Below are 23,687 nucleotides of genomic sequence, written 5' to 3'. Positions count from 1 at the left end.
GGCACGCGAGAATTCGGCAGACAACGCGGATCAGCCAGCCGCCGAGCTGGTCTCATCCGAGGGATCAGCCGGCATGTCCACAGGCGAGGCATTGCAGTTGGCGGCCTTGCTGGATGTCCTGCAACGGGTTCGCGGAGGCGACTTCACAGCAAGGCTGAGCTCCGATTACACCGGCCTGTCAGGCCGAGTCGCCGACGCCTTCAACGACATCATCGCAGCCAATCAGCGCATGGCGGCACAGCTTGACCATGTAGGCCAACTCGTGGGTCGTGACGGGCGGACGAAGAATCGTGTTCGGCTCAGCCTTTCGGGCGGTGCCTGGAGCGACATGGAGGATTCCGTCAACGCTCTGATCGACGATCTCGTCTGGCCGACGCATGCTATGACGCGAACGATCTCGGCTGTTGCCAAGGGTGACCTGCTCCACACGGTGCCTCTCGATGTCGATGGACGCCCCCTGAAAGGGGAGTTCCTGCGTTCGGCGGAGATCGTCAACGGCATGATCCGGCAGCTGGGTGTATTCACCTCAGAGGTAACGCGCGTCGCCCGGGAAGTCGGGACGGACGGCAAACTCGGTGGCCAAGCTCATGTCCCGGAAGTGACCGGCGTTTGGAAGGATCTGACCGAAAGCGTCAATTCCATGGCGTCTAACCTGACGGCGCAGGTGCGGAACATTTCCGACGTGACGATCGCCGTCGCGAATGGTGACCTGTCCAAGAAGATCACCGTCGATGTTCGGGGCGAGATCCTCCAGTTGAAGGAAGCGATCAACACGATGGTGGACCAGTTGCGGTCCTTCGCGTCGGAAGTGACGCGAGTCGCCCGGGAAGTCGGCACGGAGGGAAAGCTTGGCGGCCAGGCGATCGTGCCGGGTGTTGCTGGCACCTGGAAGGATCTGACGGACTCGGTCAATGCAATGTGCGGTAACCTGACCGATCAGGTCCGCAACATTGCTGAGGTGACTACGGCCGTGGCGCGCGGTGACCTCTCGCGCAAGATCACGGTCGATGTGTCCGGCGAAATTCTGGAACTGAAGGAGACCATCAATACGATGGTCGATCAGTTGAACGGGTTTGCGGGCGAGGTGACCCGCGTTGCGCGTGAAGTCGGTACCGAAGGACGGCTTGGCGGGCAGGCGAAAGTGCCAGGCGTCGCCGGCACCTGGAAAGACCTCACCGACAACGTCAATTCCATGGCCTCCAACCTCACGGCCCAAGTGCGAAACATCGCTGAAGTCTCGACGGCGATTGCCAATGGAGACCTGTCGAAGAAGATCACGGTGACCGTGTCGGGCGAGATTCTCGAGCTGAAGGAGACCATTAATACGATGGTCGATCAGCTCAATTCCTTTGCCGGCGAAGTCACGCGCGTCGCCCGAGAGGTCGGTACCGAGGGCCGACTGGGCGGTCAGGCAAACGTGCGCGGCGTTGCCGGAACCTGGAAAGACCTCACCGAGAACGTCAACTCCATGGCCGGAAACCTGACGGCTCAGGTCCGCAACATTGCTGAAGTCTCGACAGCGATCGCCAATGGCGACCTCTCGAAGAAGATCACCGTCGACGTGAAGGGCGAGATCCTCGAGCTCAAGGAGACCATCAACACGATGGTCGACCAGTTGAACGGCTTTGCCGGTGAGGTCACGCGCGTCGCCCGCGAGGTGGGGACGGAGGGTCAGCTGGGCGGCCAGGCCAATGTCCGCGGGGTTGCCGGAACATGGAAGGACCTAACGGACAGCGTCAATTCGATGGCATCGAACCTTACGGCGCAGGTGCGCAACATCGCCGAGGTTGCCACCGCCGTCGCGCAGGGGGATCTTTCAAAGAAGATCACGGTGACGGTCTCAGGTGAGATTCTCGAACTGAAGGAGACCATCAACACGATGGTTGACCAACTGAACGGGTTCGCCTCGGAAGTGACGCGTGTCGCCCGAGAGGTAGGGACCGAAGGTCAGCTGGGCGGCCAGGCGAATGTGCGCGGCGTTGCCGGCACGTGGAAGGACCTGACCGACAGCGTCAACTCCATGGCGTCCAACCTCACGGCGCAGGTGCGAAACATCGCCGAGGTTTCGACGGCGATCGCGAACGGCGACCTGTCGAAGAAGATCACCGTCGACGTCAAGGGCGAAATCCTTCAGCTGAAGGAAACCCTCAACACCATGGTCGACCAGTTGAACCGCTTTGCCTCGGAAGTGACGCGCGTTGCGCGCGAGGTGGGAACGGAGGGGAAGCTCGGTGGTCAGGCACAGGTGCCGGGCGTCGCCGGTACGTGGCAGGACCTGACCTACAACGTCAATTCGATGGCGTCGAACCTCACCGACCAAGTCCGCAATATTGCAGAGGTAACGACTGCGGTTGCTCGCGGTGACCTGTCGCGGAAGATCACCGTCGACGTCAAGGGCGAGATTCTCGAATTGAAGGATACCATCAACACGATGGTGGACCAGTTGAACGCCTTCGCCGGCGAAGTGACGCGTGTCGCCCGCGAGGTCGGGACGGAAGGCAATCTCGGCGGCCAGGCTCAGGTACCGGGCGTTGCCGGAACGTGGAAGGACCTGACCGACAACGTCAACTCCATGGCGGGCAACCTGACAGCGCAGGTCCGCAATATCGCCGAAGTCGCGACGGCGATCGCCGGCGGCGACCTTTCCCGAAAGATCACGGTCGATGTCCGCGGCGAGATGCTGCTGCTGAAGGATACGCTGAATACGATGGTCGACCAGTTGCGGTCCTTCGCCGGCGAGGTGACGCGCGTCGCTCGCGAGGTGGGGACGGACGGGCGGCTCGGCGGCCAGGCCGTGGTCCCCGGTGTCGCGGGCACCTGGAAGGACCTGACCGACAACGTCAACCTTCTCGCGGCCAACCTCACCACGCAGGTGCGCAACATCGCCGAGGTCACCACGGCCGTTGCGCGCGGCGACCTGTCCCGCAAGATCACCGTCGAGGTGAAAGGTGAGATCCTGGAACTGAAGAACACGATCAACACGATGGTTGATCAGTTGAACGCCTTTGCCGGCGAAGTGACGCGTGTTGCCCGCGAAGTCGGGACCGAAGGCAAGCTCGGAGGTCAGGCCCAGGTTCCCGGGGTCGCGGGCACGTGGAAGGATCTGACGGATACCGTCAACGTCATGGCGACGAACCTCACCGAACAGGTCCGAGGCATCGTCAAGGTGGTGACGGCGGTTGCGAACGGTGACCTCACGCAGAATCTGACGGTCGCCTCCAAGGGGGAAGTGGCTGCCCTTGCAGACACCATCAACAACATGACCCACACCCTTGCTACCTTCGCCGATCAGGTGACGTCGGTTGCCCGAGAGGTAGGCGTCGAAGGACGGCTGGGCGGCCAGGCGCGGGTTCCGGGAACGGCCGGTATCTGGAAGGATCTCACCGGCAACGTAAACCTCCTGGCCGCGAACCTGACAACCCAGGTCCGCGCCATCGCCGAGGTTGCTACGGCAGTGACGAAGGGGGATCTGACGCGGTCCATTCAGGTCCAGGCACGGGGAGAAGTGGCTGAGCTCAAGGACAATATCAATACGATGATCGGTAATCTGCGGCTTACCACAGAGCAGAATACCGACCAGGACTGGCTTAAGACCAATCTCGCCCGCCTGACCACTACGCTGCAGGGTCAGCGGGAACTCGCTCTCGTCGGCCAGACGCTGCTGCGGGAACTGGCACCGCTGGTGGGCGCACATCAGGGCGTCGTCTACCAAGTGAAGCAGGAGGTGGATGAACCGGCACTGGTGCTGCTTGCGACCTATGCGGACGGCGTTGGTCAATCACATCCGCGCAGGATGCAGCTCGGCGAGGGTTTGATCGGCCAGTGTGCGCGTGATGGCCGGCAGATCCTGATCAGCGACATGCCGGACAATGTCGTGCCGATAGGCTCGGGAACCTTCTCGGCCCTGCCGCGCAGTGCCATCGTCCTGCCGATCCTCTTCGAGGGACAGGTCAAGGCGGTGGTTGAGCTGACTTCGGTCGCGAATTTCACCGAGCTGCAACTTTCCTTCCTGGAACAACTCACATCGTCCATGGGAATCCTGCTGAACTCGATCGAAGCGACGATGCAGACCGAAGCCCTGCTGCAGCAGTCGCAGCAACTTGCGGCGGAACTTCAGACGCAGCAGAGCGAACTGCAGCAGACCAACGAGCAGTTGGAGCAGAAGGCCCAGCAGCTGGAAGAACGCAATGTCGAGGTGGAGGCCAAGAACCAGGAGATCGAGCAGGCAAGACGGGCTCTCGAGGAGAAGGCGACGGAGCTAGCGCTCACCTCGAAATACAAATCCGAATTCCTGGCCAATATGTCGCACGAACTGCGGACGCCGCTTAACTCGATCCTGATCCTCGGGCAGCAGCTCGGGGAAAACCCCGACGGAAACCTGTCGTCCAAGCAAGTTGAATTCGCAAAGACGATCCATGGTGCGGGCACCGATCTTCTCAATCTTATCAGCGATATCCTGGACCTGTCGAAGATCGAGTCCGGAACGGTCTCCGTCGAGGCGGAGGAGATCGCCCTCGGCAATCTTCTCGAAGTGATGGCGCGGCCATTCAGGCACGAGGCGGAATCCCGTGCACTCACGTTCGCGGTCGATCTGGATGACAGCCTGCCCCGCACGCTGATCACCGATGCCAAGCGGCTGCAGCAGATACTCAAGAACCTGCTGTCGAACGCGTTCAAGTTCACCTCCGAGGGCGGTGTCCAGTTAAGAGTGGAAACGGCCGCAAGTGGATGGAGTGAAAGCCGTCCTTCGCTCAAGAACGCCCCGGCCGTCATTGCCTTCCATGTTTCCGATACCGGCATCGGCATTCCGGTCGATAAGCAGAAGATCATCTTCGAGGCATTCCAGCAGGCGGATGCCTCGACGAGCAGGAACTATGGCGGGACCGGCCTGGGACTGGCAATCAGTCGCGAGCTTGCCAACCTCCTGGGCGGCGAGATCCAGCTTTCCAGCACTCCAGGCGAAGGAAGCACATTCACGCTCTACCTTCCGCTGACATTCGTCGGGGCGGCGACGCAGCCGGTCCGTAGCACTACGGGCGGGATGAAGAGCCACAATCACGGGCTCCCGCGCCGTTCCACAAGCATCGGTGAAGTGCCCGAAGACGATCGCTACGGGATCAGTGGTCGAGATGCCATCCTGCTGGTCGTCGAAGATGACCCCGGATATGCTTCCTTGCTGCGGGATGCTGCACGCGACAAGGGCTTCAAGGTGCTGATCGCCGGCCGCGGTACGGATGCGCTGGCGCTGGCCCGGGATTATCGTCCGACTGCCATATCGCTTGACATCTGCCTCCCCGACATGCTCGGCTGGACTGTTCTCAGCCAATTGAAGCAGAGCCCCGAGACCCGTCACATCCCCGTGCAGATCATCAGCGTGGATGAAGACCGCCAGCATGGCCTGACGCGTGGGGCCTTCGCCTTCACGCACAAGCCGGCGACAAGTGACGGGCTGGGAGAAGTCTTCTCGCGATTGAAGAGCTTCTCGGAAACCAGCCGGAAGCGTCTCCTGCTCGTAGAGGATGACGAAAACGAACGCTTCAGCATCACCGCCCTGCTCGGCCACAGCGATATTGACATAACCAGCGTCGGTACCGGTTCAGAGGCGCTTCAAATACTGGAGAACGAGCCAGTCGACTGCGTCGTTCTCGACCTGTCACTGCCCGACATGTCCGGGTTTGAGGTGCTGGAGAAGATCTCCGAAGATGTGAAGATGACGGATGTGCCCGTTGTCGTGTTCACGGGACGCGATCTCTCTCCGGCCGAAAGTGCCCGGCTGCAGAGCATGGCGCGGAGCGTGGTGGTGAAGGGGGTTGAATCGCCGGAACGTCTGCTTGACGAGACCTCCCTCTTCCTGCACCGGGTGATCGCTGACATGCCACCTGCCAAGCAGGACATGCTCGAAAAGCTGCATAGTTCGGACGTGGAGCTTGCCGGCAAGACGGTGCTGCTCGTCGATGACGACGCGCGAAACATCTTCGCCTTGAGCAGCGTTCTTGAACGGCGCAGCATGAAGGTACTGACGGCAACCACGGGAAGTGAAGCGATCCAGATCATCAACGCCCAGTCCGACATTTCGCTGGTTCTCATGGATATCATGATGCCGGGCATGGACGGATATGAGACAATGCAGGTAATCCGTAAGGACGAACGTCACAGCCGCCTGCCGATCATCGCGCTGACGGCCAAGGCGATGAAGGGCGACCGTGAGAAATGCCTGGAGGCGGGCGCTTCGGATTACCTTGCCAAGCCGGTTAATACGCAGGAGCTGCTTTCGGCACTGCGCATGTGGCTCCACGAGTGAGATGACCATGCCTGATCCCGTCAACATTCTGCTCGTGGACGACCAGCCCGCCAAGCTCTTGAGCTACGAGGTAATCCTCCAGGAGCTTGGCGAAAACCTGCTCGTGGCTCAGTCGGCGCGGGAGGCGCTGGAACATCTTCTCCGCACGGATGTCGCCGTGATTCTGGTCGATGTCTGCATGCCCGAGCAGGATGGATTCGAGCTCGTGGAGCTGATCCGCGCCCACCCTCGGTTCGAGAAGACCCCCGTGATCTTCGTATCGGCCGTGATGATGACCGAACCCGACCGCCTGCGGGGCTACGCGGCCGGCGCGGTCGATTATGTGTCCGTCCCGATTGTCCCGGACGTCCTGCGTGCCAAGGTGCGGGTCTTCGTGGAACTCTACCGGAAAACCCGGGAGCTGGAGCGGCTGAATGCGGACCTTGAGCGCAGGGTTCAGGAGCGGACAGCCGAACTCGAGACGTCCTACCAGCAGCTACAGACCCTCAACGAGGAACTCGAAAACCGGATCGAGCTTCGCACCCGGGAGCGCGAGGAGGCGATGGCGCAACTCTTCGAGGCCCAGAAGCTGGATACGATCGGTCAACTCACCGGCGGGGTAGCCCATGATTTCAACAATCTGCTGATGGCCGCGCTTGGCAGCCTCAGCCTTTTGCGCAAACGCATCCCGGCCGAGGAGAAGAACCTTCGGTTGCTCGACAATGCGGTCCAGGCTGCCGAACGTGGCGCGGCACTGACCCAGCGCCTGCTGGCCTTCGCGCGCCGGCAGGAGCTCAAGCCTCAGGCAGTCGATCTCGTGCAACTCCTCGGCAGCATCGAAGGGCTGCTGCAGCGGGCGGTGGGTCCGACCATCCGGCTTGAGAACCGGCTTCCAGTTGAACTGCCTCCGGCCCTCGTGGATGCCAATCAGCTCGAGCTGGCGATCCTCAACCTTGCCGTCAACGCCCGCGATGCAATCCAGCAGGAAGGCGTCATCTCGATCGATGCCGAAGAAACCATTCCCGGCGATCACGATCTCCCGCCAGGGCTGTCGGCCGGACGCTATCTGCGGGTGCGGGTTGCCGATACCGGTTCGGGTATGGACGAAGAGACGCTTGCGCGTGCGGCCGAGCCCTTCTTCACCACCAAGGGGCTCGGCAAGGGAACGGGTCTCGGACTCTCGATGGTCCACGGGCTGGCTGCCCAGTCAGGGGGAATTCTGCAGCTTCACAGCACCCCTGGCGAAGGGACAACGGCAGAGCTGTGGCTGCCCGTCGCCAAGGATGACGTTTCCGAACATGCCGGGGCGGCGCAATCTGCTTGGAGCGCTTCCGGGGAGGCCGAGGCTGCCGCCTCCCTGCGGATACTGGTGGTGGACGACGATGTCCTTGTCTGCATGGGCACGGTCGACATGCTGGAAGACCTTGGCCACAGGGTCACGGAAGCCAATTCCGGGCAGGCGGCCCTGGAAATCGTGAACTCAGGGCAGAGTTTCGATCTGGTTATCACCGACCACGCCATGCCCGGAATGTCGGGAGCCGATCTTGCCCGCTCGTTGCTTAGCGCCAATCCGGCACAGCCGATTATTTTGGCATCCGGCTATGCCGAGCTTCCGGATGGCGCATCGGTCGGAGCCCTGTCGCGGCTCGTCAAGCCGTTTACGCAGGAGCAATTGGCACAGGCGATATCCATGGCGATCAGCAGGGACGCTACGGCAGCCAGCCACGCTCCGCTTCAACGAAACGGGACAATGTGACCGCGGTCCCCCATCGAGGCTATTCCTTGGCAGTCTCGGCGAGTTCAGATAGCCCCTTGATATCGCGGACGAGAAGTTTCTGGCGCCCGCCTTCCACAAGGCCCTTGCTTTCCCAGGCGCTCAGGATCCGCGAAACGGTATGGAGCGTCGTTCCCGTCATCTCGGCGATATCCTGGCGCGAGATCGGGAAGTCGATCCGTACGCCTGAGCCCTCGGCCTTGCCGGCCTGCTTCGTAAGGCGCAGCACCGCGTGGGCGACGCGCCGCTCCACTTCCTCGGTCGACATCTCACGAATTCGGGTATGGGCCTCCTCGAGACGCTGGCCGATCGTGTGCATTGCCGAGACGGCAAGGCGCGGATGGTGGTCGATGAATTCTGGCCAGAGATGCGTCGGCCAACTGAGTGCAACGCTTTCAGCGGCGGCAATCGCCGTTCCCGGGTAGTCTGCTCGCTGCAGCGCCTTCGCGAAACCGAAGAGATCCCCGGGGTGGACCACGCGGACGATGATCTGCTGGCCGCTCGCAGTCACCTGCGTGACCTTGAGGCGTCCATGGAGAAGCAGGAAGAAATGCGTCGCCGCTGCCCCTTGTTCGAAAACGGCTTCGCCGGGTGGGACGCGCCGCGAGGTGGAATGCGCCAGCAGCTTTTCCAGGCTTTCGTCGCTCATCTTGTCGAACAGCGGAAATGCCCGGACCAGGCTCTTGTCGATCTTCACTCTGTCACTCTCCGATATCGCGGTGCAGGATACATGATCACTACCGCTCTCGGAAGAGGCGAAGCCAGACGGCGCGCGGCTAACCTGCCAGGCCCTTCGCGCGAAGCATCTGCAGAACCGGGGCGTACCACGCTGTCGACTTCACCAGCCGGAAGCCCAGATTGTCCGGCGGCGTCCCAACTGAGCAACCGCCGCCGCGGGGGTCGCGGATGAAGCTGCTGGTCGGCGAACGATGTGGACCGACGGCCACGTTGACGCCGCAGATGGTCTCCACGCCCTTCTGGGTCCCGTTGTCATAGAGGTTCACCCGTCTGTGGCAGGTGCTCGTCCACTCCCAGACGTTTCCACCGAAATCGGCAAGGCCGAATTCGTTTTCCCCGAAGCTGCCGATAGGCTGCGGTGCCGGATTCCGCTTTGATCGCGACGCGGCTTCACGTTCGTAGTCGGCGATCCATTTCAGGGCCGGATTCTTGTTGTCTGGATCGAGCCCGGAGGCATCGTCGGGAAAGCTCTTGCCGGCGGCAAACGCTAGGTCCTGATCGGATGGTAAGGCCCAGTATTCGCCGGTCTTCTCCGAAAGCCACCGCGCATAGGCTTGGGCGTCATCGTAGTTGACGCCGGTGACGGGAAGGTTCGTGTCGGATGTGCTCGGATGTGCCGCAGGCGCGCAGGCGCCTTCCATGACGCAAGCGTCGTATTCCGACAGCGTCACCTGAAACTTCATGATGGTGAGTGCATCTGTACGCGTGACAGTCGATTTCGGAGCGTCGATCGGATGAACTCCCCGCACATACTCGCCGTCTGTCCGATACTGGAAGGTATGAGGCGGGATGACCACAGTCTGTGGCTGGTAGAGAGCAGCCGCGGACGGAGCGGCCGCGAAGAACCCGGCCTGGTGAGCAATGCCGATGCCGAGAGCCGAAATCAAGGCCAGTGGAAGGGCGGTCTGGAAGAGCGAGGACGCGGTCTTGCTTGCTGCGGCGGACATGATCGCCTCCTTGGGCGAACCTCGGGCAGTGGCCCGTCAACATGTCATCTGAGGTTTCGGAGGCGCGGGCGAACCCGCGCCTCCGGTTGTCGATCAGCTTCCGGTCGGCGAAACGATGGCCGTCATCAGGTCGTCGTTCCAGTCGCCGGTCACCTTGAAGTGTGCCGCGGCGCCGAGTTCGAAAGCCTCGATCAGGTTGTGATTCACGTAGGCGTAGATGCCCGGCTGCTCGAAGGTGTAGAAGGCTGCGCCGGCGGTGCCGCCAGGGATGAACCAGGTCTCCTGGTCCAGATCCGGAGGGTTGCGGAACTTGCCGGTTGCCCAGACATAGTCGCCATGGCCGCCGATCAGGTGCGGGCGGGTGTCGCGGTTGGCCTGCGAATGGACGATCAGCACCTTCTCGCCGACAGCGGCGGTCATGGCGTTCTCGCCCGTCAAAGCACCGACGGCGCCGTTGAAGACGATGTGCGTGGGTGTCAGGGTCCGCATGACTTCCAGGGTGTCAGCGTAGGATTCGCCCACGCTGTCGTACTTCTTGAAGTTACCCGCCTCGTCGCGCGGCACGTAGAAGTCCTGTTCGCCGACATAGTAGATCTTGTCGTAGACCAGTTCCTTGCCGTGGCCGTCCGTCAGGCCTTCGCGCGGCAATACCATGATCGCGCCGTTCATGCCCGAGGTAACGTGCCAGGGAACCATCCCGGGAGGTGCGCAATGGTAGACGAAGACGCCTGCCTTGGTGGCCTTGAAGCGCAACACAGCCTTCTCGCCCGGGTTGACGATCGTAAGCGCTCCACCGCCCAGCGCACCCGTTGCCGAGTGGAAATCGATGTTGTGCTGCAGTTCGTTCGTTTCCGGGTTGATCAGCGTCAGCTCGACGTAGTCGTCCTGGTGAACCACCATCATCGGACCAGGGACAGAACCATCAAACGTCATGGCGTGGAGTTCAGTGCCCTGGTCGTCGATGACCATCTTCTTTTCCTGGATCGTCATCGTGAACTCGACGATCTTCGGCGGGCCATCGGCCTTCTGGGTGTGGGCATGAACGAACGGGGGCTTTACCAGGTCGACCTTGACGCGCTTCAGCGCAGACAGATCCATCGGGGTGGTAATGGGGGCAACTTCCTCATTCGCCCTGGCGAACGAGGCCTGGACGAGTGGACCAATGGCGCCGGCAATGGCAGCACCGGCCAACATCGAACGTCTGGTCAAATTGAACTGTGTCATCGTCTTTCTCCTAGACTGAGTGGCGGAGCCATCTCCGTCTCTCTGGTCACGGAAACTAGTATTGGTTCGCAATAGCATCTTTGAGCCAAGACAAATTTGGCGAAGGATTTTCATTGCGCATTCGCAAAGACCCTTCTGCTCTCCCGGAATAGACAAAGATCAAGATACAGAAGGAGAGTATTCATGGCCTTAGGTTCCGCAGAACAAGCCCGAAAGGGCGGCATTCCGAGGGGGCTGTCGCAGAGCGCGCCAGTGCTTTTTTCCTATGGGTTCCGGCCGTTCTTCCTTGGCGCGGCCGTGTGGGCCGTCGTCACCATGGCTCTCTGGATCGCAAGTCTGACGGGCCTTCTACCGGTCGCCGAGGACTATGGCCCTGCCCATTGGCATGCGCATGAAATGCTGTTCGGCTATTCCTCAGCCGTGCTCGCCGGCTTTCTTCTGACGGCGGTACCGAACTGGACGGGCAGGCTGCCGGTGTCCGGCTGGCCGCTGTTCTGGCTGTTTGCATTGTGGTTGGTCGGGCGGCTTGCCTTCCTCATTCCGGGGATTGCGACCGGAACGGTGGCCGCCATCGAAAGTTTGTTCCTGCCGACCTTGTTGCTGATCTGCGTGCGGGAGGTCATCGCCGGCCGGAAGTGGAAGGACCTGAAGGTCATGGGGGGACTGCTCGCACTAACCTCCGGCAATATCCTGTTTCATCTCCAGGTGATGCAGGGCGGCCATCCTGATATCGCGTTCAAGCTTGCGGTCTCGGCCTATGTCGTGCTGGTGATGATCATCGGTGGACGCATCATCCCAAGCTTCACCCGGAACTGGATCAACAAGGTCGGTCGCACGGACTTCCCGGCCCCATACAGCCGCTTTGACAGCGTGGCGATTCTTACCGGAGTTGCCGCACTCGCTGCTTGGGTGCTTCTTGCGGAAGGATGGATCGTTGCTGCTTTGAGCTGTGCCGCTTTCATGCTTCATGCAGCGCGGCTGACGCGCTGGCGTGGCTGGACCACGCTGGATGAACATCTGGTTACCGTCCTGCACGTGGCTTATCTCTTCGTGCCGCTCGGGTTTCTTGGTATTGCCGTCGCCGCTCTCGGCGTGGTTTCGCCGACCGCTGCCCTGCATGTCCTGACGGTCGGTACCGTGACCTCGATGATGCTTGCCGTGATGACCCGTGCCACCCGTGGGCACACCGGCCGCGTATTGACCGCATCCCGCACGACCTCGATCATCTATGTGGCGATTGTGCTCGCAGCCATTGTCCGGCCTATAGCGGATTTCCTCCCGGACCATGCCCGGCTGTTGTATGTCATCTCGGGTGCGAGCTGGCTGCTGGCCTTCGGTCTTTTCCTGGTTGAATATGCGCCGATGCTGACACGGGTCAGGCGCAAGATCGGTTGAGCGCTGGGCAGCGTGTCTGGATGGTCCCCTCGCTCAGGGGGCCATCATCCCCGGGTCCCAGCGTGGTTCGTGGGTCAAGCGGACATCCGCCTCAAGCACGCCCTCGACTGACCGGGTAGCATAGCGAACGGCATCTACCAGGAAGGCAGAAGCCGGACATCCTTGGGTCGTCGTCGTCATCGTAATCCGAACAGTTCCCGCATCGCTTGCCTCGACGCCGTAGATAATGCCCAGCGCGACGACATTCTTGCCCAGCTCTGGATCGATGACGGCGGTCAAAGCCTCACGGACCCGTTCCGTCAGATCGTTCTGATGGCCCCCAGGCATCACTCGGCCCTCGATCCGACACGGATCATGATGCGATAAAGGTTTCCGGTCGCGTCGAAGTTGCCGACCCATTGATGTCCACGGCTGGTCAGCTCGGGAAACAGGAACAGCGGTTCGCGAGACAGGACGGCGAAGATGACCTCCCCTGGATCGAGACGCTCTGCTTCCGCTAGCAGCCTGACCATCGGCTCCGGCGGATCCAGTTCCGACAGGTCGAGGTCTATCGAAGGTTCCGGCCAGAGGTCGGGCGACGGACCATCTCCCGAATACCGGATTTCCGGCTCGGCCTGTTTGGGCAGGAACCGGACTTCGAAGTCGCCATCCTGCAGTTCTTCGAGTTCATAGTCGAAGCCACGCCGCGCCATGACCGTGAACAGCGGTTGCGGCCGGAAGGGCGCAAGTAGTTTCAGGCCCTCGCCCGGAGCCAAAGCGTCAACTGCTCCCATGATGGCCTGAAAAGGCTCGCCGCCTGACTCAAGGATCGGCCGAACATCCAGCGTCTTGAATTCTGTGGCCATAGTCATTTCCTTTCGAGCGGGTGGGGCAGGAAGAGATTCGGGCGCGGCGTCGTCACCGCACTGCCCGACGAAAATGATACATAGCGCAGCCGGCGGGTGCGGGCGATCTCGAGCGCCAGCATGCCGACCGACACGGTCTGCAGCAAGGCGACAGTGCGGAAGAGGGCCACGGATCCCAGAAGAAGCGCGAGAACAGCCGCGGCCACCGCACAGATATAGAGGTAGAACCAGCGGGACGCGCGGCGTTCATTGACAAGATCCTGTACCCTCGGGACCGGCTGACGGCCAAGTACGGGGCCGTAGTGTTCGAGCCATGTCATGAAGGCGGCGATCTTGTAGAGCTGGCCCAAGCCGAGCGTCGTCAACCATCCGAAACAGACGAGATAGACGAGGGGTGCGAGCTGTCGCTCGAGTGTTCCGAACGAGGCCAGCAGAATGAAGGCCAGTACGGAAACCAGCAAGGCGCCTACTGCGACAGCAGTGAGGAGAGTATTCAGCTCCAGCGCCTTTCGCTTGCGCTGTCGATACATGACGACGACGTCTGAACTGAAGAGAACAGCAGCGACGGCGGCGAGTGCCAGGCTGGCGTAGATAAGGCCGTGTATCGTGCCACCCAGCAGAAGGACAAGCACAAGCGACATGGCAATCGTTATCGAGGCTGCAAGCAGATAAAACGCGAACTGGCTCGTCCGCCGCTCCCGCTCCGGTGCCAGCAGGAACATCGCCAACAGGCGGTAGCTGACGCCGAAGGCGCTGACGCTCATCCAGCCGACGAGACCGAGATAGGCATGGATCGACAGGCCGTCAGGCAGGAAATTCGCTAGCGGTGTACTGCCGGTGAGGCCTGACAGCTGAAGAGAGAAGAGAAATCCGAGACCGGCCGTGCCGCCAAGTGCCAGAAGGCCCAACGCAACGAAGCGGGCCGGCAAAGCGAGTGGTGTGCCGGCGACCAGCGTCCCGCCGATCATGTAGATGATGAAGCCGAATCCGATCGTCAGCAGCATTGCCCCCATCGGCAGGAGGAAGGCACTGACCTCGATGCGTCCCCCCAGGTGGAGGAAACCGAGGCAGAGAAGAAGAAGTCCGACGATGAGCAGGATCAACGCGTGGAGCGCGAGCGACGGCGCATGGAGGGGGCGAGCCACGAGAACAGGGACGAACTGAAGCAAGGCGCCGCAGAACAGCAGCCCTAGCCAGCCGATCGCCAGCAGATGGACGATGACCAGCGTTTCCGGCGCCTCGACCTGCAGGACAGGGTATCCGAAACCCACGACAAGAAGTGCCTGCCCGATCAGAAGAAAGACGAGCGACGTCGCGAAGTAGGTCATGGTCCAGCGGGAAATCGAGGCGCCTTGCATGTCTCTGTTCCTCAGTGTCCGCAGCAGCAGTCGCAGCCGGAGCTTTTTGCGCGCGTGATCTCGACGCGCCAGGTCATCGGCCCTTGTTCAAGATAGTTCCAGTCGAACTGTTCCGGGTAGCGGCTTTCGATCTGATAGTGCAGCGGTCGCGGGTCATGGTCGCTGGCGACATGCATCGCGGCGCCTGGCTCAAGTGTGGTCAACAGACCAAAGATGCGCGGGTGACGCTCCGGAGGCGGAATGAGCCTCACGTCGATCAGAGGGATCTCGGCAGTATTCGACATCTATGTCTTTCCGAAGGCCTGGTTGATGATGGGTGGGAGAGCAGGCCGAACTCATCCCGATCTCAACCTATCGCGGCCGTTAGCGGCCCACTTTGTGGTGCGACAAACAATCCCGCTGGTGCACCGATCAATTGACATTGCGCAAAGACGGCCCCGTGGATCGCCGGTAGTTCCTTGAGCTGAAATGCTAGAAGGAAGATTTCCATGTCGCAGTCCATCGTGGAAAAATACGGCGAGGCGCGCCTGCCGCGCTATACGAGTTACCCCACGGCTCCGAACTTCACGGCCGATATCGTCCCCGGCACCTACGCCGGCTGGTTGAGTTCGATTCCGACCGACCGTGCCACCTCGCTTTACCTCCACATCCCCTTCTGCCGCTCCATGTGCTGGTACTGTGGCTGTCACACGACCATCACGGAGAAGGACAAGCCGATCCTCGATTATCTCGACGTCCTGCACCGCGAGATCGAGTTGGTCGCCGCTCAGCGGAAAGACAGCCTCAATGTCGGGGAGATCCACTTCGGTGGAGGCACTCCGACAATTATCGAGCCCGAGGAATTCCTTGGGCTGATGCAGGCATTGCGGACGAAGCTGGGCTTTGCTCCCGAGGTCAACACGGCGGTCGAAATCGACCCCCGCCGGCTGCAGGCGGAGATGATGGAAGCGCTCGGACGTTCCGGCGTCACGCGCGCGAGCCTTGGCGTGCAGAGCTTCGATCCGAAGGTGCAGAAGGCGATCAACCGCATCCAGACTGCGGAGGCGACGTTGAAGGCCGTTGATGGCTTGAGGGCGAATGGCATCCATGCCATCAATTTCGACCTGATCTACGGGTTACCGTTCCAGACGGTCGAATCCTGCGTCGAAACGGTGGACACTGCCGTCCAGATGCGTCCGGATCGCTTCGCGGTTTTCGGCTACGCCCATATCCCCACCTTCAAGAAGCACCAGCGACTGATCGACGAGGCTGCACTTCCGGATGCGCAGGGACGCCACGCCCAGGCGGAGGCGATTGCGGAGAGGCTCGTGGCGGCCGGCTATCGACAGATCGGTCTCGACCACTTCGCCTTGCCTGATGACGAGTTGGCCGTTGCACAACGCGAAGGACGCCTGCACCGGAACTTCCAGGGATATACCACCGATGCCTGTGAGACGCTCGTCGGCCTCGGTGCGTCGGCGATCGGCAGGCTCGGCCAGGGATACCATCAGAACGAAGTGCCGCCCGGCCTCTACGCCAACCGCGTGTGCACCGGCGAACTGCCGACGGCCAAGACCTACGCGCTGACGTCGGAAGACCGGCTCCGTGCTGAAGTTATCGAGAGGCTGATGTGCGACTTCTCGGTTGACGTGGCTGCAATCTGCGCCGCGCATGATTTCGACGCGGACCTCCTGCTGAAGGATAACAAGGCGCTTGACGCGCTGGAAAGCGACGGACTGATCCGTCGTGGTGCCGGTACGGTCCAGGTCAATGACGCCCATCGCTTTGTCATTCGCGCCGTTGCGGCTGCGTTTGATGCCTATCTCGGAGCCTCGCAGCGGACCTACAGCAAGGCCGCGTAGACAAAGAACTTCTACAGAAACAGAAAGAGCCCGGCTGGGGGATGTCCCGCCGGGCTCTTCCGTGCGACCGACGCCCCCGCCCTAAGTCGTCAGGCCGCGATAGATGGCCGGCAGTGCCGCCGGCAGTTTTGAGATGTCGCCGACGAGCGCATATCCATTGCGGCCGAACATGATCGGCAGGTAGGATTGGGCGTCCCGGTCGACCGTCACGGCGAAGACCTTGGTGCCGTTGCGGCGCGCTTCCTGGACCGCACGGCGGCTGTCTTCCAGAGCGAAACGACCCTCATAATGGTCGATGTCGTTCGGCTTTCCATCCGTCAGCACCAGCAGGAGCTTTGTGCGATTCGGCCGCTTCTGCAGTTCGGCGGTCGCATGGCGCATCGCAGCGCCGAGCCGCGTATAGTAACCGGGCTTCAGAGCGCCGATCCTATTCTCGACCGCTTGCCCCATCGCCTCGTCGAAGGCCTTGACTGTCTCGACACGAACCCACGAGCGGCGCCGCGACGTGAAGGTCAGGATGGAATGGTCGGTACCGCAGGCGGAAAGGCCCTGCGCCAGCACCAGCAATGCTTCCTTCTCGACATCGAGAACGCGGCGATTGTCGATCCACGCATCCGTCGACAGTGACACGTCAACAAGGATGGTCACCGCCAGATCCGTGGTCTGCGGCCGGCTCATCAGATGAATTCGGTCGCTGCCCTGCCCGCCGGCGATGAGGTCGGTCCGCGAGCGGACCACGGCATCCATGTCGAGCTCCGAGCCGTCCAGCTGTGCCTTCAGCAGCTCATGGCGCGGCCTCAGGATCTCAAACTGACGGCGGACCTTCTTCACGAGCCTCCGTGTCTCGTCATCGGTCGCCAGCGCATCTCCCTTCTCGGAAGCCGGCGCCGCCAGTACGCGGCAGTAGCTCTTGAGATAGGTCGATTTCCGGTAGTCCCATTCGGGGTAACTGAGTTCCGCTTCTATGTGACTCAGGTCGAGCATTTCCGGCGGCAGGTCGAGGTCGAAGCGGAATCGCGACGATGGGCGTTCACGGCGGCGGCCGAGAACCATGTCGTCAAGATCGTCCGCGGCCTTGCCGTCCTCGTCGTCCTTGTCGTCGGTCGGCCGGTCGACATTGACCATCTCGGCCATCGCGAGAATCTTCTCGAAGCGATTCAGGATGAACGGGCTCCGCTCGTTGCGCTTGTCGTCGACGGCCTCCCGCTGGGCGACGAAGCGCTTGCCGCCAGCAGGTGCGCTGGCATCACCTAGTGGACTGTCGGTTTCGCAATTGGCGGGTGCCGTCTCGCTGGTATTAAAGAACTCCGGCCAGAGGGGCACATCCATCATCGGCTGGTAGCCGGGCGGCGACTGTCGCGGAAAGATCGATGCGGGAAGCGGATCCTCTAGCGAGGCCGCCTTTCGCAGGATGCTCAGGATTCGGTTCTCAACGAGCTGTTCGACCGGTGGCAGCTTTCCGCGCTGCCGCTCGGCAAGAATGGCGCCGCAGAGGTTGCGATAACTTGCGCCCAGACCCGGGAAGGCCTTCAGCACCTCCCGGACCGTCTCCTCCGCCCGGTCGATCCGGGCAAGGTCACGCGCCAGCGGCTCGTCCGCATTGATCCCCCGTGACGGGGCGAGCGCGAGATAGGCGGTGAGCCAGATATAGAGACTGCGGTTGAGGGCCCGGTCGGGGAAGAAGTCAATTTCTGCCGGCAACATGACGCGCGCGAAGTCACGGCCGATGCGCGCCACCCGTTCCTCTCCGAGACCGACCAATTGTCGCAATTTCAGCCTGTGGCCGTTCGTCTTCTGTGCCGCAGGCACCAATTGGCACGTGCTTTCGCCGCCGAAGCCGCGGAAGCAGGAGGCCAGCACGGGAGAGACCTCGTCAAGGCGTACGGCCTGCTCCGGATAGCGGGGCATGCTGCGGGTCTGGCCGACAAGGCGATGCCATGTCTTCCCGACGGTTTCTTCCAGTTCCAAGAACTCGAACATGATTGCCTCAGGGTATGATTGCGCCTGCCACTTCGCGTAGCGCCAGCCGTACATCCGGATCGTCCGTCAACGGCTCGATCATCGCTGCGGAGATCGCCTCGCGCGGTGTCAACCCGCTCTCGATCAGCGATGCGCAGTATACGAGGAGGCGGGTCGAGACACCTTCTTCGAGATCGTGTCCCTTCATCGTGCGCAGTCTCTGAGCGAGGTTGACCAGCGGTGCGACATGGCGCTCCTCAAGGCCGCTTTCGGCGGAAACGATCGCGATCTCCTGCTCCTTGGGAAGGAAATCGAACTCGATCGCGACGAATCGCTGCTTCGTCGACGGCTTCAGGGCCTTCAGGATGTTCTGGTAGCCGGGGTTGTAGGACACGACGAGCATGAACTCTGCGGGAGCCTCCAGCGTCTCGCCGGTTCGCTCGAGCGGCAGGATACGACGGTCGTCGGTCAGAGGGTGCAGGACGACGGCGACATCCTTGCGGGCTTCCACGACCTCGTCGAGATAGCAGACGCCGCCATTGCGGACGGCGCGAGTGAGTGGTCCGTCTACCCAGACCGTGTCGCCACCCTTCAGGAGATAGCGCCCTGTGAGGTCAGCGGCGGCAAGGTCGTCATGGCAGGAAACGGTGGAGAGCGGCAGGCCCAGTCTGGCGGCCATATGGCTGACGAAGCGGGTCTTGCCGCAGCCAGTCGGCCCCTTGAGAAGAAGTGGCAGCTTCCGCTTCCAGGCCAGTTCGAAGAGTTCGCACTCGTTGCCCGCCGGGATGTAGTGGGGCACCAGCGCCTTACCTGGCGCCGTGGCGGAAAGATGGAGGTTCATTGTCGGATCCTTTCAACGGAGGAGGTGGGTGCGGCCCCGGTCGTGACGGGGCCGCACCTCTCATTCGGCCGGAACTGCCGCCGTGGCGGAGGGAAGCCGCTGGCGACCCGGCACGAACAAGGCCCAGAGGAACATGATGGCCGACAGCAGCACGAAGACGCCCGAACCCAGGCGGACCCAGTAGAACATCGCCAATTGGTCCTGGACGTCCATGTAGCTCTCGCCCAGCACGCGCTGGAGGTGGACCTGCAGCACGCCTGCGAAGGTCAGTGCAAAGGTCATCACCGACATTGCGGTGCACATGATCCAGAAGCTGACCATTGAGAGCATCTGGTTGTACGGGGCGCGGCCGCGGATCTCCGGTACCGCATAGGCCATGACCGCGAGGTTCAGCATGACATAGGCGCCGAAGAAGGCGAGGTGGCCGTGGGCGGCAGTGACCTGCGTGCCATGGGTGTAGAAGTTCACCGACGACAGGGTGTGCAGGAAGCCCCAGACACCGGCGCCGAAGAAGGCCATGACCGAGCAGCCGATGGACCACAGGAGGGCTGCACGGTTCGGATGCTTGCGGCCGGCCTTCCAGGTCATCACGAAGGTGAAGATCACCATGGTGAAGAAGGGTGCCACTTCAAGCGTGGAGAAGAGCGAGCCGATCCACTGCCAGTAGCCCGGAGCGCCGATCCAATAGAAGTGATGGCCGGTGCCGAGGATGCCCGAGAAGAGTGCCAGGCCGACGATCACGTAGAGCCACTTTTCGACGACTTCGCGGTCGATGCCGTTCAACTTGATCATCAGGTAGGCGAGAATGGACGCCATGATCAGCTCCCAGACACCTTCAACCCACAGATGGACGACATACCACCAGTACATCTTGTCGAGCGCCAAGTTGGCCGGGTTGTAGAAGGCGAAGAGGAAGAAGATCGCTACGCCCCAGAGACCGAAGATCAGGATGTTGGTGACGACCGTCTTGCGGCCCTTCAGGACCGTCATGGTGATGTTGAACAGGAACATCAGGCAGACGACGACGATGCCGACCTTGATGATGAAGGGCTGTTCAAGGAACTCACGTCCTTCGTGGATCTTGAACATATAGCCCACCACGGCAACCGCTGCGGCGCCGAGGAAGAGCCAGAACTGAATGATGGCGAGCTTCGGGCTGTAGAGCTCCGTTTCCGCCTCCTCCGGAAGCAGGTAGTAGGTGGAACCCATGAAGCCGATCAGCAGCCAGACAATCAGCGCGTTGGTATGGATCATCCGCACGATGTTGAACGGCAGGAGCTCGGAGAGCGTGTTGGGCAGGACATAGATCGTGCCGGCGAGGACGCCGAACAGGACCTGGGCGACGAAGAGGCCGAGCGCGCCGTAAAAGTACAGCATCGCGACCTTCTGGGTTTGATATTTCATGGTGGTCTTCCTTTTCCCTCAGGTCAGCCGGCGTCGTTTGGCGGCCAGTTCTGCGTCTTGATCCGGCTCGTCCATTCCAGGAAGGCAGCGAGGTCGTCGAGTTGCTGGTCGGTGAGGTTGAACTGTGGCATCTGGCGACGACCCTCGATGCCGGTGGGCATGGCCGCCATCCAACCCTTCAGCGTGTCGCGGGCCGTTTCAGCGTCTTCGTGGCCGCCATAGCGGATCCAGACATTGCCGAGTTCAGGTGCGAAATAGGAGCCCTCGCCGAGGAGCGAGTGGCAGTTGATGCAGGAGTTCTCCTCCCAGACATGCTTGCCGCGCGCAACGGCATCCGTCAGCGTCGATTCGTCGGTGGAGGTGGTGCGTATGTAGTAGTGGCTGTGCGCCGTCAGCCCGAGGAATATCGCGAAGAAGAACGCGGACCCGCCGTAGAAGACGTTGCGCGCTCCGGTCTTTGTCAGGCGTTCTGACATGCCGAGGTCCTTTCCTGGCGCCCGTCCAGCTGATCTCCGGCGGGCATGTTTGCGTCGCGGCCACCGACGCGATGTCAGATCGGACTCGGTGGGCCATGCTGTGTTTGCGATTTTTCAGGCTGCCCTTCTTTGCTTTTTGGCAAATACATCAGCGGTAGCCGGCAGCATGGCCTGAAATACAAGCAGCCGACCACCCTGGCAGGTAGCCGGCTAATAAGCTGCGGCGCAGAGACTCATCCGAACCAGTAAGAGCCGAGGGCACGACCCAGGGACGCGAACGAAAAGAGGGTCGGCCAGGACCAGAGTGCAATCGCCATGGCGGGACGTGCGGCGCGCAAGCCCATGAAGTCGAGGATGATTAGCCGTGCCTTGATGACGGTAAAAACGAGGAGCAGGACAAGGATCGCCAACGGTACAGCCTGATGTTTCCATTGAGCTGCCATCAGCGCTCCGACGATGGCGAGCATCATGACCCAGTTGGCGCTGGTGAAGAGACGAGCAGACTGTTTCGCGGTCATGACATTCATCCGAGGTAGAGGAGCGGGAACATTACCAGCCAGATGAGGTCGACGACGTGCCAGATCGTTGTGGCCATCACGACGTTCGACTGGCGCGGCTTCCAGGCGATGAGCAACAGGACCAGGGCCAGGAAGGCAACATGGGCCAGATGGAAGCCGGTTATGAGGAAGTAAAGCTCGAAGAAGGAGCCGAAGGCGGCATCTCCGGCCGCCGGCATCTCGGCGGCGTATTCTGCGAGCTTGACGGCGACGAAGCCAAATCCAAGAACCGCCGTTGCCGCAAGGTAAACCTGCTGCAGGCGGCGGTTCGAGACGGCATGCACGGCGAGGGCCGCTGTCCAGCTGCTGGCGAGGAGCACGACCGTGTTGAACCCGGCAATGCGGGTCGAGAGCTGAAGCTTGGCGGCAGCGAATTCGGCGGGCTGGAAAAGCGAGACCACCAGGAATGCGGCAAAGAGAATGCCGAAGGTAACCAGTTCGCTCCACACCAGAATCCAGAGGAGAAGATCTCCTCCCTCGTCAACGGGCTCTGCATGGGAAGCCGGGACGTCCGCCATCTGTCATCTCCAGTTTCGTTGCGGGTGAAGATGGCGAGCGGCTGCAGCTTGTTCTTTGTCAAATCGCAAAGACGGTGAAGGTTTGGCGCCTAGAATGGGCGCAAAAAGGATGTTCCAAGATGACTGATGCCCAAGTCGGCCTTGCGCTTGCCACCCCGATCATTGTCGCCTTCGCGATTGCACTCAAGAGAATGGGCGTGCTGCAGGGCTACAGTTCCTTTGCCGCCGTCCTATTTTCTGTAGCGATCGCGGCCGTGCTGTTCCTTCAGCAATAGCCGCGGCAGATCGAGACGAGGTCCGGCCATGACGCAGTTCCTGGCGGCGTTCACCGTATTCGTCGCCCTTCACTCCATTCCTGCGTCGCCCCGCATCCGGGGAGCGCTCGTGTCGCACCTTGGACACGGCACCTACATCGCGCTCTACTCCGCCGTCTCGCTGGTCGCACTGGCCTGGCTGTTCTACTCTGCTTTCAATCTGGACTACATCGAACTGTGGGCGCTTGCCGCATGGCAAGGACATGTGGCCTTCGCCGCCGCACCGCTGGGCCTTTTCTTCGTTCTGGCCGGGCTCTTGAGCCGGAATCCCTTCTCGACCACCGCGCGGCGCGGAGGGGGCGAGCCGGGCGCCATCGTTGCGGTGACCCGGCATCCGGTACTGTGGGGCTTCGTCCTCTGGGCGCTCGGCCATATTCCAGCAAATGGCGACCTGCGCTCGCTGCTCCTCTTCGGAGGCTTTGCGATTTTCAGCGCCGGCAGCATGGCGATGATGGAGAAACGCAGCCGCAAGAAGCACGGTAACGCCTTAACGGAGATGGCAGCGGATACGTCGATTGTTCCTTTCGCGGCGATCCTGCAGGGGCGGGCACGGCTGCGGTTCGACATGCCGATGCTCCTGGCAGTGGTCGGTATGGCGGTTCTGGCTGCATGGCTGCTGGCGGGCGGGCATGCCTGGCTGTTCGGCGGCGACCCGCTGCTCTTCATCCGCAGCCTCTAGGCCTCAACGTTCCTTCACCGACTGCATGGCGACCGAAGTGGACGTGCTTGCCACATGTGGCAGGCTCGAGATCTTCTCGCCGAGGATCTCGCGGTAGCGGCGGATGTTCGGCGTGCGGACCTTCAGGAGATAGTCGAAACGCCCGGCGATCATGTGGCACTCCTCCACTTCTCTGATCTTCCGGACGGCCTGGTTGAATTCCGCCAAGGCTTTCTCCCGGGTGTCCGACAGGGTCACTTCCGCGAAAGCCACATGCTCGAGCCCGAGCTTCTGAGGATCGAGCATCGCCCGGAAGCCCAGGATGTAACCTTCTTCAATAAGACGTTTGAGCCGCGCGGCGCACGGGGTCTTTGAGAGACCAATACGGTTCGCGAGTTCGGTAACCGCGATCCTCCCGTCTTCGGAGACTATCTCCAGGATCTTCCGGTCGAATGCATCAAGTTGGCTATCTTTTGGGATCTGCATAGGAAATCTTCTTTATCTCGAAGCAACTAAAAGACGATCAGTCTATCATATTGGCCCTGAAAAGTCTGTCGT

The 23,687-nt window shown here is 61.5% G+C and carries 19 protein-coding genes and 2 pseudogenes; 7 read left to right on the top strand and 14 right to left on the bottom strand.

The window, feature by feature from the left end; all coding sequences use genetic code 11:
* Positions 1-73 precede the first annotated feature (73 nt).
* The 3 genes and pseudogenes from NT26_RS17425 to NT26_RS17420 form a co-directional block, all read left to right on the top strand.
* Positions 74-5,012: pseudogene (locus NT26_RS17425) on the top strand (HAMP domain-containing protein); the annotation flags it as partial.
* A 77-nt stretch (positions 5,013-5,089) separates the two neighbouring features.
* Positions 5,090-6,301 (top strand): annotated as a pseudogene (locus tag NT26_RS23435) (response regulator); the annotation flags it as partial.
* 1 nt (position 6,302) lies between these two features.
* Positions 6,303-8,036 carry a response regulator gene (locus NT26_RS17420; RefSeq protein WP_082077752.1) on the top strand — a complete coding sequence of 578 codons (1,734 nt, stop codon included), beginning with the start codon at positions 6,303-6,305 and terminating at the stop codon, positions 8,034-8,036.
* Between the two features lie 19 nt (positions 8,037-8,055).
* On the opposite strand, the gene NT26_RS17415 is transcribed toward NT26_RS17420, so the two are convergent.
* From NT26_RS17415 to nirK, 3 genes are all read right to left on the bottom strand, one after another.
* On the bottom strand, positions 8,056-8,751 hold the full coding sequence (locus tag NT26_RS17415; RefSeq protein ID WP_052640621.1) for a Crp/Fnr family transcriptional regulator: 696 nt from the start codon (positions 8,749-8,751) through the stop codon (positions 8,056-8,058).
* Between the two features lie 79 nt (positions 8,752-8,830).
* Entirely contained in the window at positions 8,831-9,739 is a 909-nt protein-coding gene (locus tag NT26_RS17410) for an SUMF1/EgtB/PvdO family nonheme iron enzyme (RefSeq protein ID WP_052640620.1), read from the bottom strand.
* A 93-nt stretch (positions 9,740-9,832) separates the two neighbouring features.
* Positions 9,833-10,963, bottom strand: coding sequence for a copper-containing nitrite reductase (gene nirK, locus NT26_RS17405; RefSeq protein ID WP_052640619.1), 1,131 nt, complete (start codon positions 10,961-10,963; stop codon positions 9,833-9,835).
* A 183-nt stretch (positions 10,964-11,146) separates the two neighbouring features.
* Between nirK and NT26_RS17400 the strand changes: the two genes are divergently transcribed.
* The gene (locus NT26_RS17400; protein WP_052640618.1) at positions 11,147-12,358 is read left to right on the top strand and encodes an NnrS family protein; all 1,212 of its coding nucleotides are present in this window, start codon (positions 11,147-11,149) and stop codon (positions 12,356-12,358) included.
* A gap of 33 nt (positions 12,359-12,391) precedes the next feature.
* Here NT26_RS17400 and NT26_RS17395 read toward each other — a convergent pair whose 3' ends face one another.
* The 4 genes from NT26_RS17395 to NT26_RS17380 are packed head-to-tail and all read right to left on the bottom strand — an operon-like array spanning position 12,392 to position 14,845.
* Positions 12,392-12,685 carry a metal-sulfur cluster assembly factor gene (locus tag NT26_RS17395; RefSeq protein WP_052640617.1) on the bottom strand — a complete coding sequence of 98 codons (294 nt, stop codon included), beginning with the start codon at positions 12,683-12,685 and terminating at the stop codon, positions 12,392-12,394.
* On the bottom strand, positions 12,685-13,209 hold the full coding sequence (locus tag NT26_RS17390; RefSeq protein WP_052640616.1) for a DUF2249 domain-containing protein: 525 nt from the start codon (positions 13,207-13,209) through the stop codon (positions 12,685-12,687). Before NT26_RS17390 ends, NT26_RS17395 begins: the two co-directional genes overlap by 1 nt.
* Positions 13,206-14,561: a hypothetical protein gene (locus tag NT26_RS17385; protein ID WP_052640615.1), complete on the bottom strand. Its 1,356-nt coding sequence runs from the start codon at positions 14,559-14,561 to the stop codon at positions 13,206-13,208. Before NT26_RS17385 ends, NT26_RS17390 begins: the two co-directional genes overlap by 4 nt.
* An 11-nt stretch (positions 14,562-14,572) precedes the next feature.
* Complete coding sequence (locus tag NT26_RS17380) at positions 14,573-14,845, bottom strand: DUF2249 domain-containing protein (RefSeq protein ID WP_052640613.1); 273 nt, start codon at positions 14,843-14,845, stop codon at positions 14,573-14,575.
* A 204-nt stretch (positions 14,846-15,049) separates the two neighbouring features.
* On the opposite strand from NT26_RS17380, the gene hemN reads away from it, so the two are divergent.
* The gene (gene hemN, locus NT26_RS17375) at positions 15,050-16,402 is read left to right on the top strand and encodes an oxygen-independent coproporphyrinogen III oxidase (protein ID WP_052640611.1); all 1,353 of its coding nucleotides are present in this window, start codon (positions 15,050-15,052) and stop codon (positions 16,400-16,402) included.
* An 81-nt stretch (positions 16,403-16,483) separates the two neighbouring features.
* On the opposite strand, the gene NT26_RS17370 is transcribed toward hemN, so the two are convergent.
* The 6 genes from NT26_RS17370 to NT26_RS17345 form a co-directional block, all read right to left on the bottom strand.
* Positions 16,484-18,382, bottom strand: coding sequence for a nitric oxide reductase activation protein NorD (locus NT26_RS17370; RefSeq protein ID WP_052640609.1), 1,899 nt, complete (start codon positions 18,380-18,382; stop codon positions 16,484-16,486).
* A gap of 7 nt (positions 18,383-18,389) precedes the next feature.
* Positions 18,390-19,202, bottom strand: a complete 813-nt coding sequence (locus tag NT26_RS17365; protein ID WP_052640607.1) for a CbbQ/NirQ/NorQ/GpvN family protein — start codon at positions 19,200-19,202, stop codon at positions 18,390-18,392.
* Positions 19,203-19,262: 60 nt separating this feature from the next.
* Positions 19,263-20,606 (bottom strand): nitric-oxide reductase large subunit, encoded by a 1,344-nt coding sequence (locus NT26_RS17360; protein ID WP_052640605.1) that lies wholly within the window; start codon positions 20,604-20,606, stop codon positions 19,263-19,265.
* 23 nt (positions 20,607-20,629) lie between these two features.
* Entirely contained in the window at positions 20,630-21,082 is a 453-nt protein-coding gene (locus tag NT26_RS17355) for a c-type cytochrome (RefSeq protein WP_052640603.1), read from the bottom strand.
* A 233-nt stretch (positions 21,083-21,315) separates the two neighbouring features.
* Positions 21,316-21,600 carry a hypothetical protein gene (locus tag NT26_RS17350; protein ID WP_052640601.1) on the bottom strand — a complete coding sequence of 95 codons (285 nt, stop codon included), beginning with the start codon at positions 21,598-21,600 and terminating at the stop codon, positions 21,316-21,318.
* A 5-nt stretch (positions 21,601-21,605) separates the two neighbouring features.
* Entirely contained in the window at positions 21,606-22,157 is a 552-nt protein-coding gene (locus tag NT26_RS17345) for a cytochrome c oxidase subunit 3 (RefSeq protein WP_052640599.1), read from the bottom strand.
* A 119-nt stretch (positions 22,158-22,276) separates the two neighbouring features.
* Here NT26_RS17345 and NT26_RS23020 point away from each other — a divergent pair, with 119 nt between their 5' ends.
* Both NT26_RS23020 and NT26_RS17340 read left to right on the top strand, forming a co-directional pair.
* Positions 22,277-22,432 carry a hypothetical protein gene (locus NT26_RS23020; protein ID WP_172972370.1) on the top strand — a complete coding sequence of 52 codons (156 nt, stop codon included), beginning with the start codon at positions 22,277-22,279 and terminating at the stop codon, positions 22,430-22,432.
* A gap of 28 nt (positions 22,433-22,460) precedes the next feature.
* Entirely contained in the window at positions 22,461-23,150 is a 690-nt protein-coding gene (locus NT26_RS17340; protein ID WP_052640597.1) for an NnrU family protein, read from the top strand.
* 3 nt (positions 23,151-23,153) lie between these two features.
* Here the strand turns inward: NT26_RS17340 and NT26_RS17335 are convergent, their stop codons facing one another.
* Positions 23,154-23,615: an Lrp/AsnC family transcriptional regulator gene (locus NT26_RS17335; RefSeq protein WP_052640595.1), complete on the bottom strand. Its 462-nt coding sequence runs from the start codon at positions 23,613-23,615 to the stop codon at positions 23,154-23,156.
* Positions 23,616-23,687: the final 72 nt, after the last annotated feature.

Source organism: Pseudorhizobium banfieldiae, assembly GCF_000967425.1.
In the GTDB taxonomy this organism is placed as follows: domain Bacteria; phylum Pseudomonadota; class Alphaproteobacteria; order Rhizobiales; family Rhizobiaceae; genus Neorhizobium; species Neorhizobium banfieldiae.
This window is presented reverse-complemented; position numbering and strand designations above follow the sequence as displayed.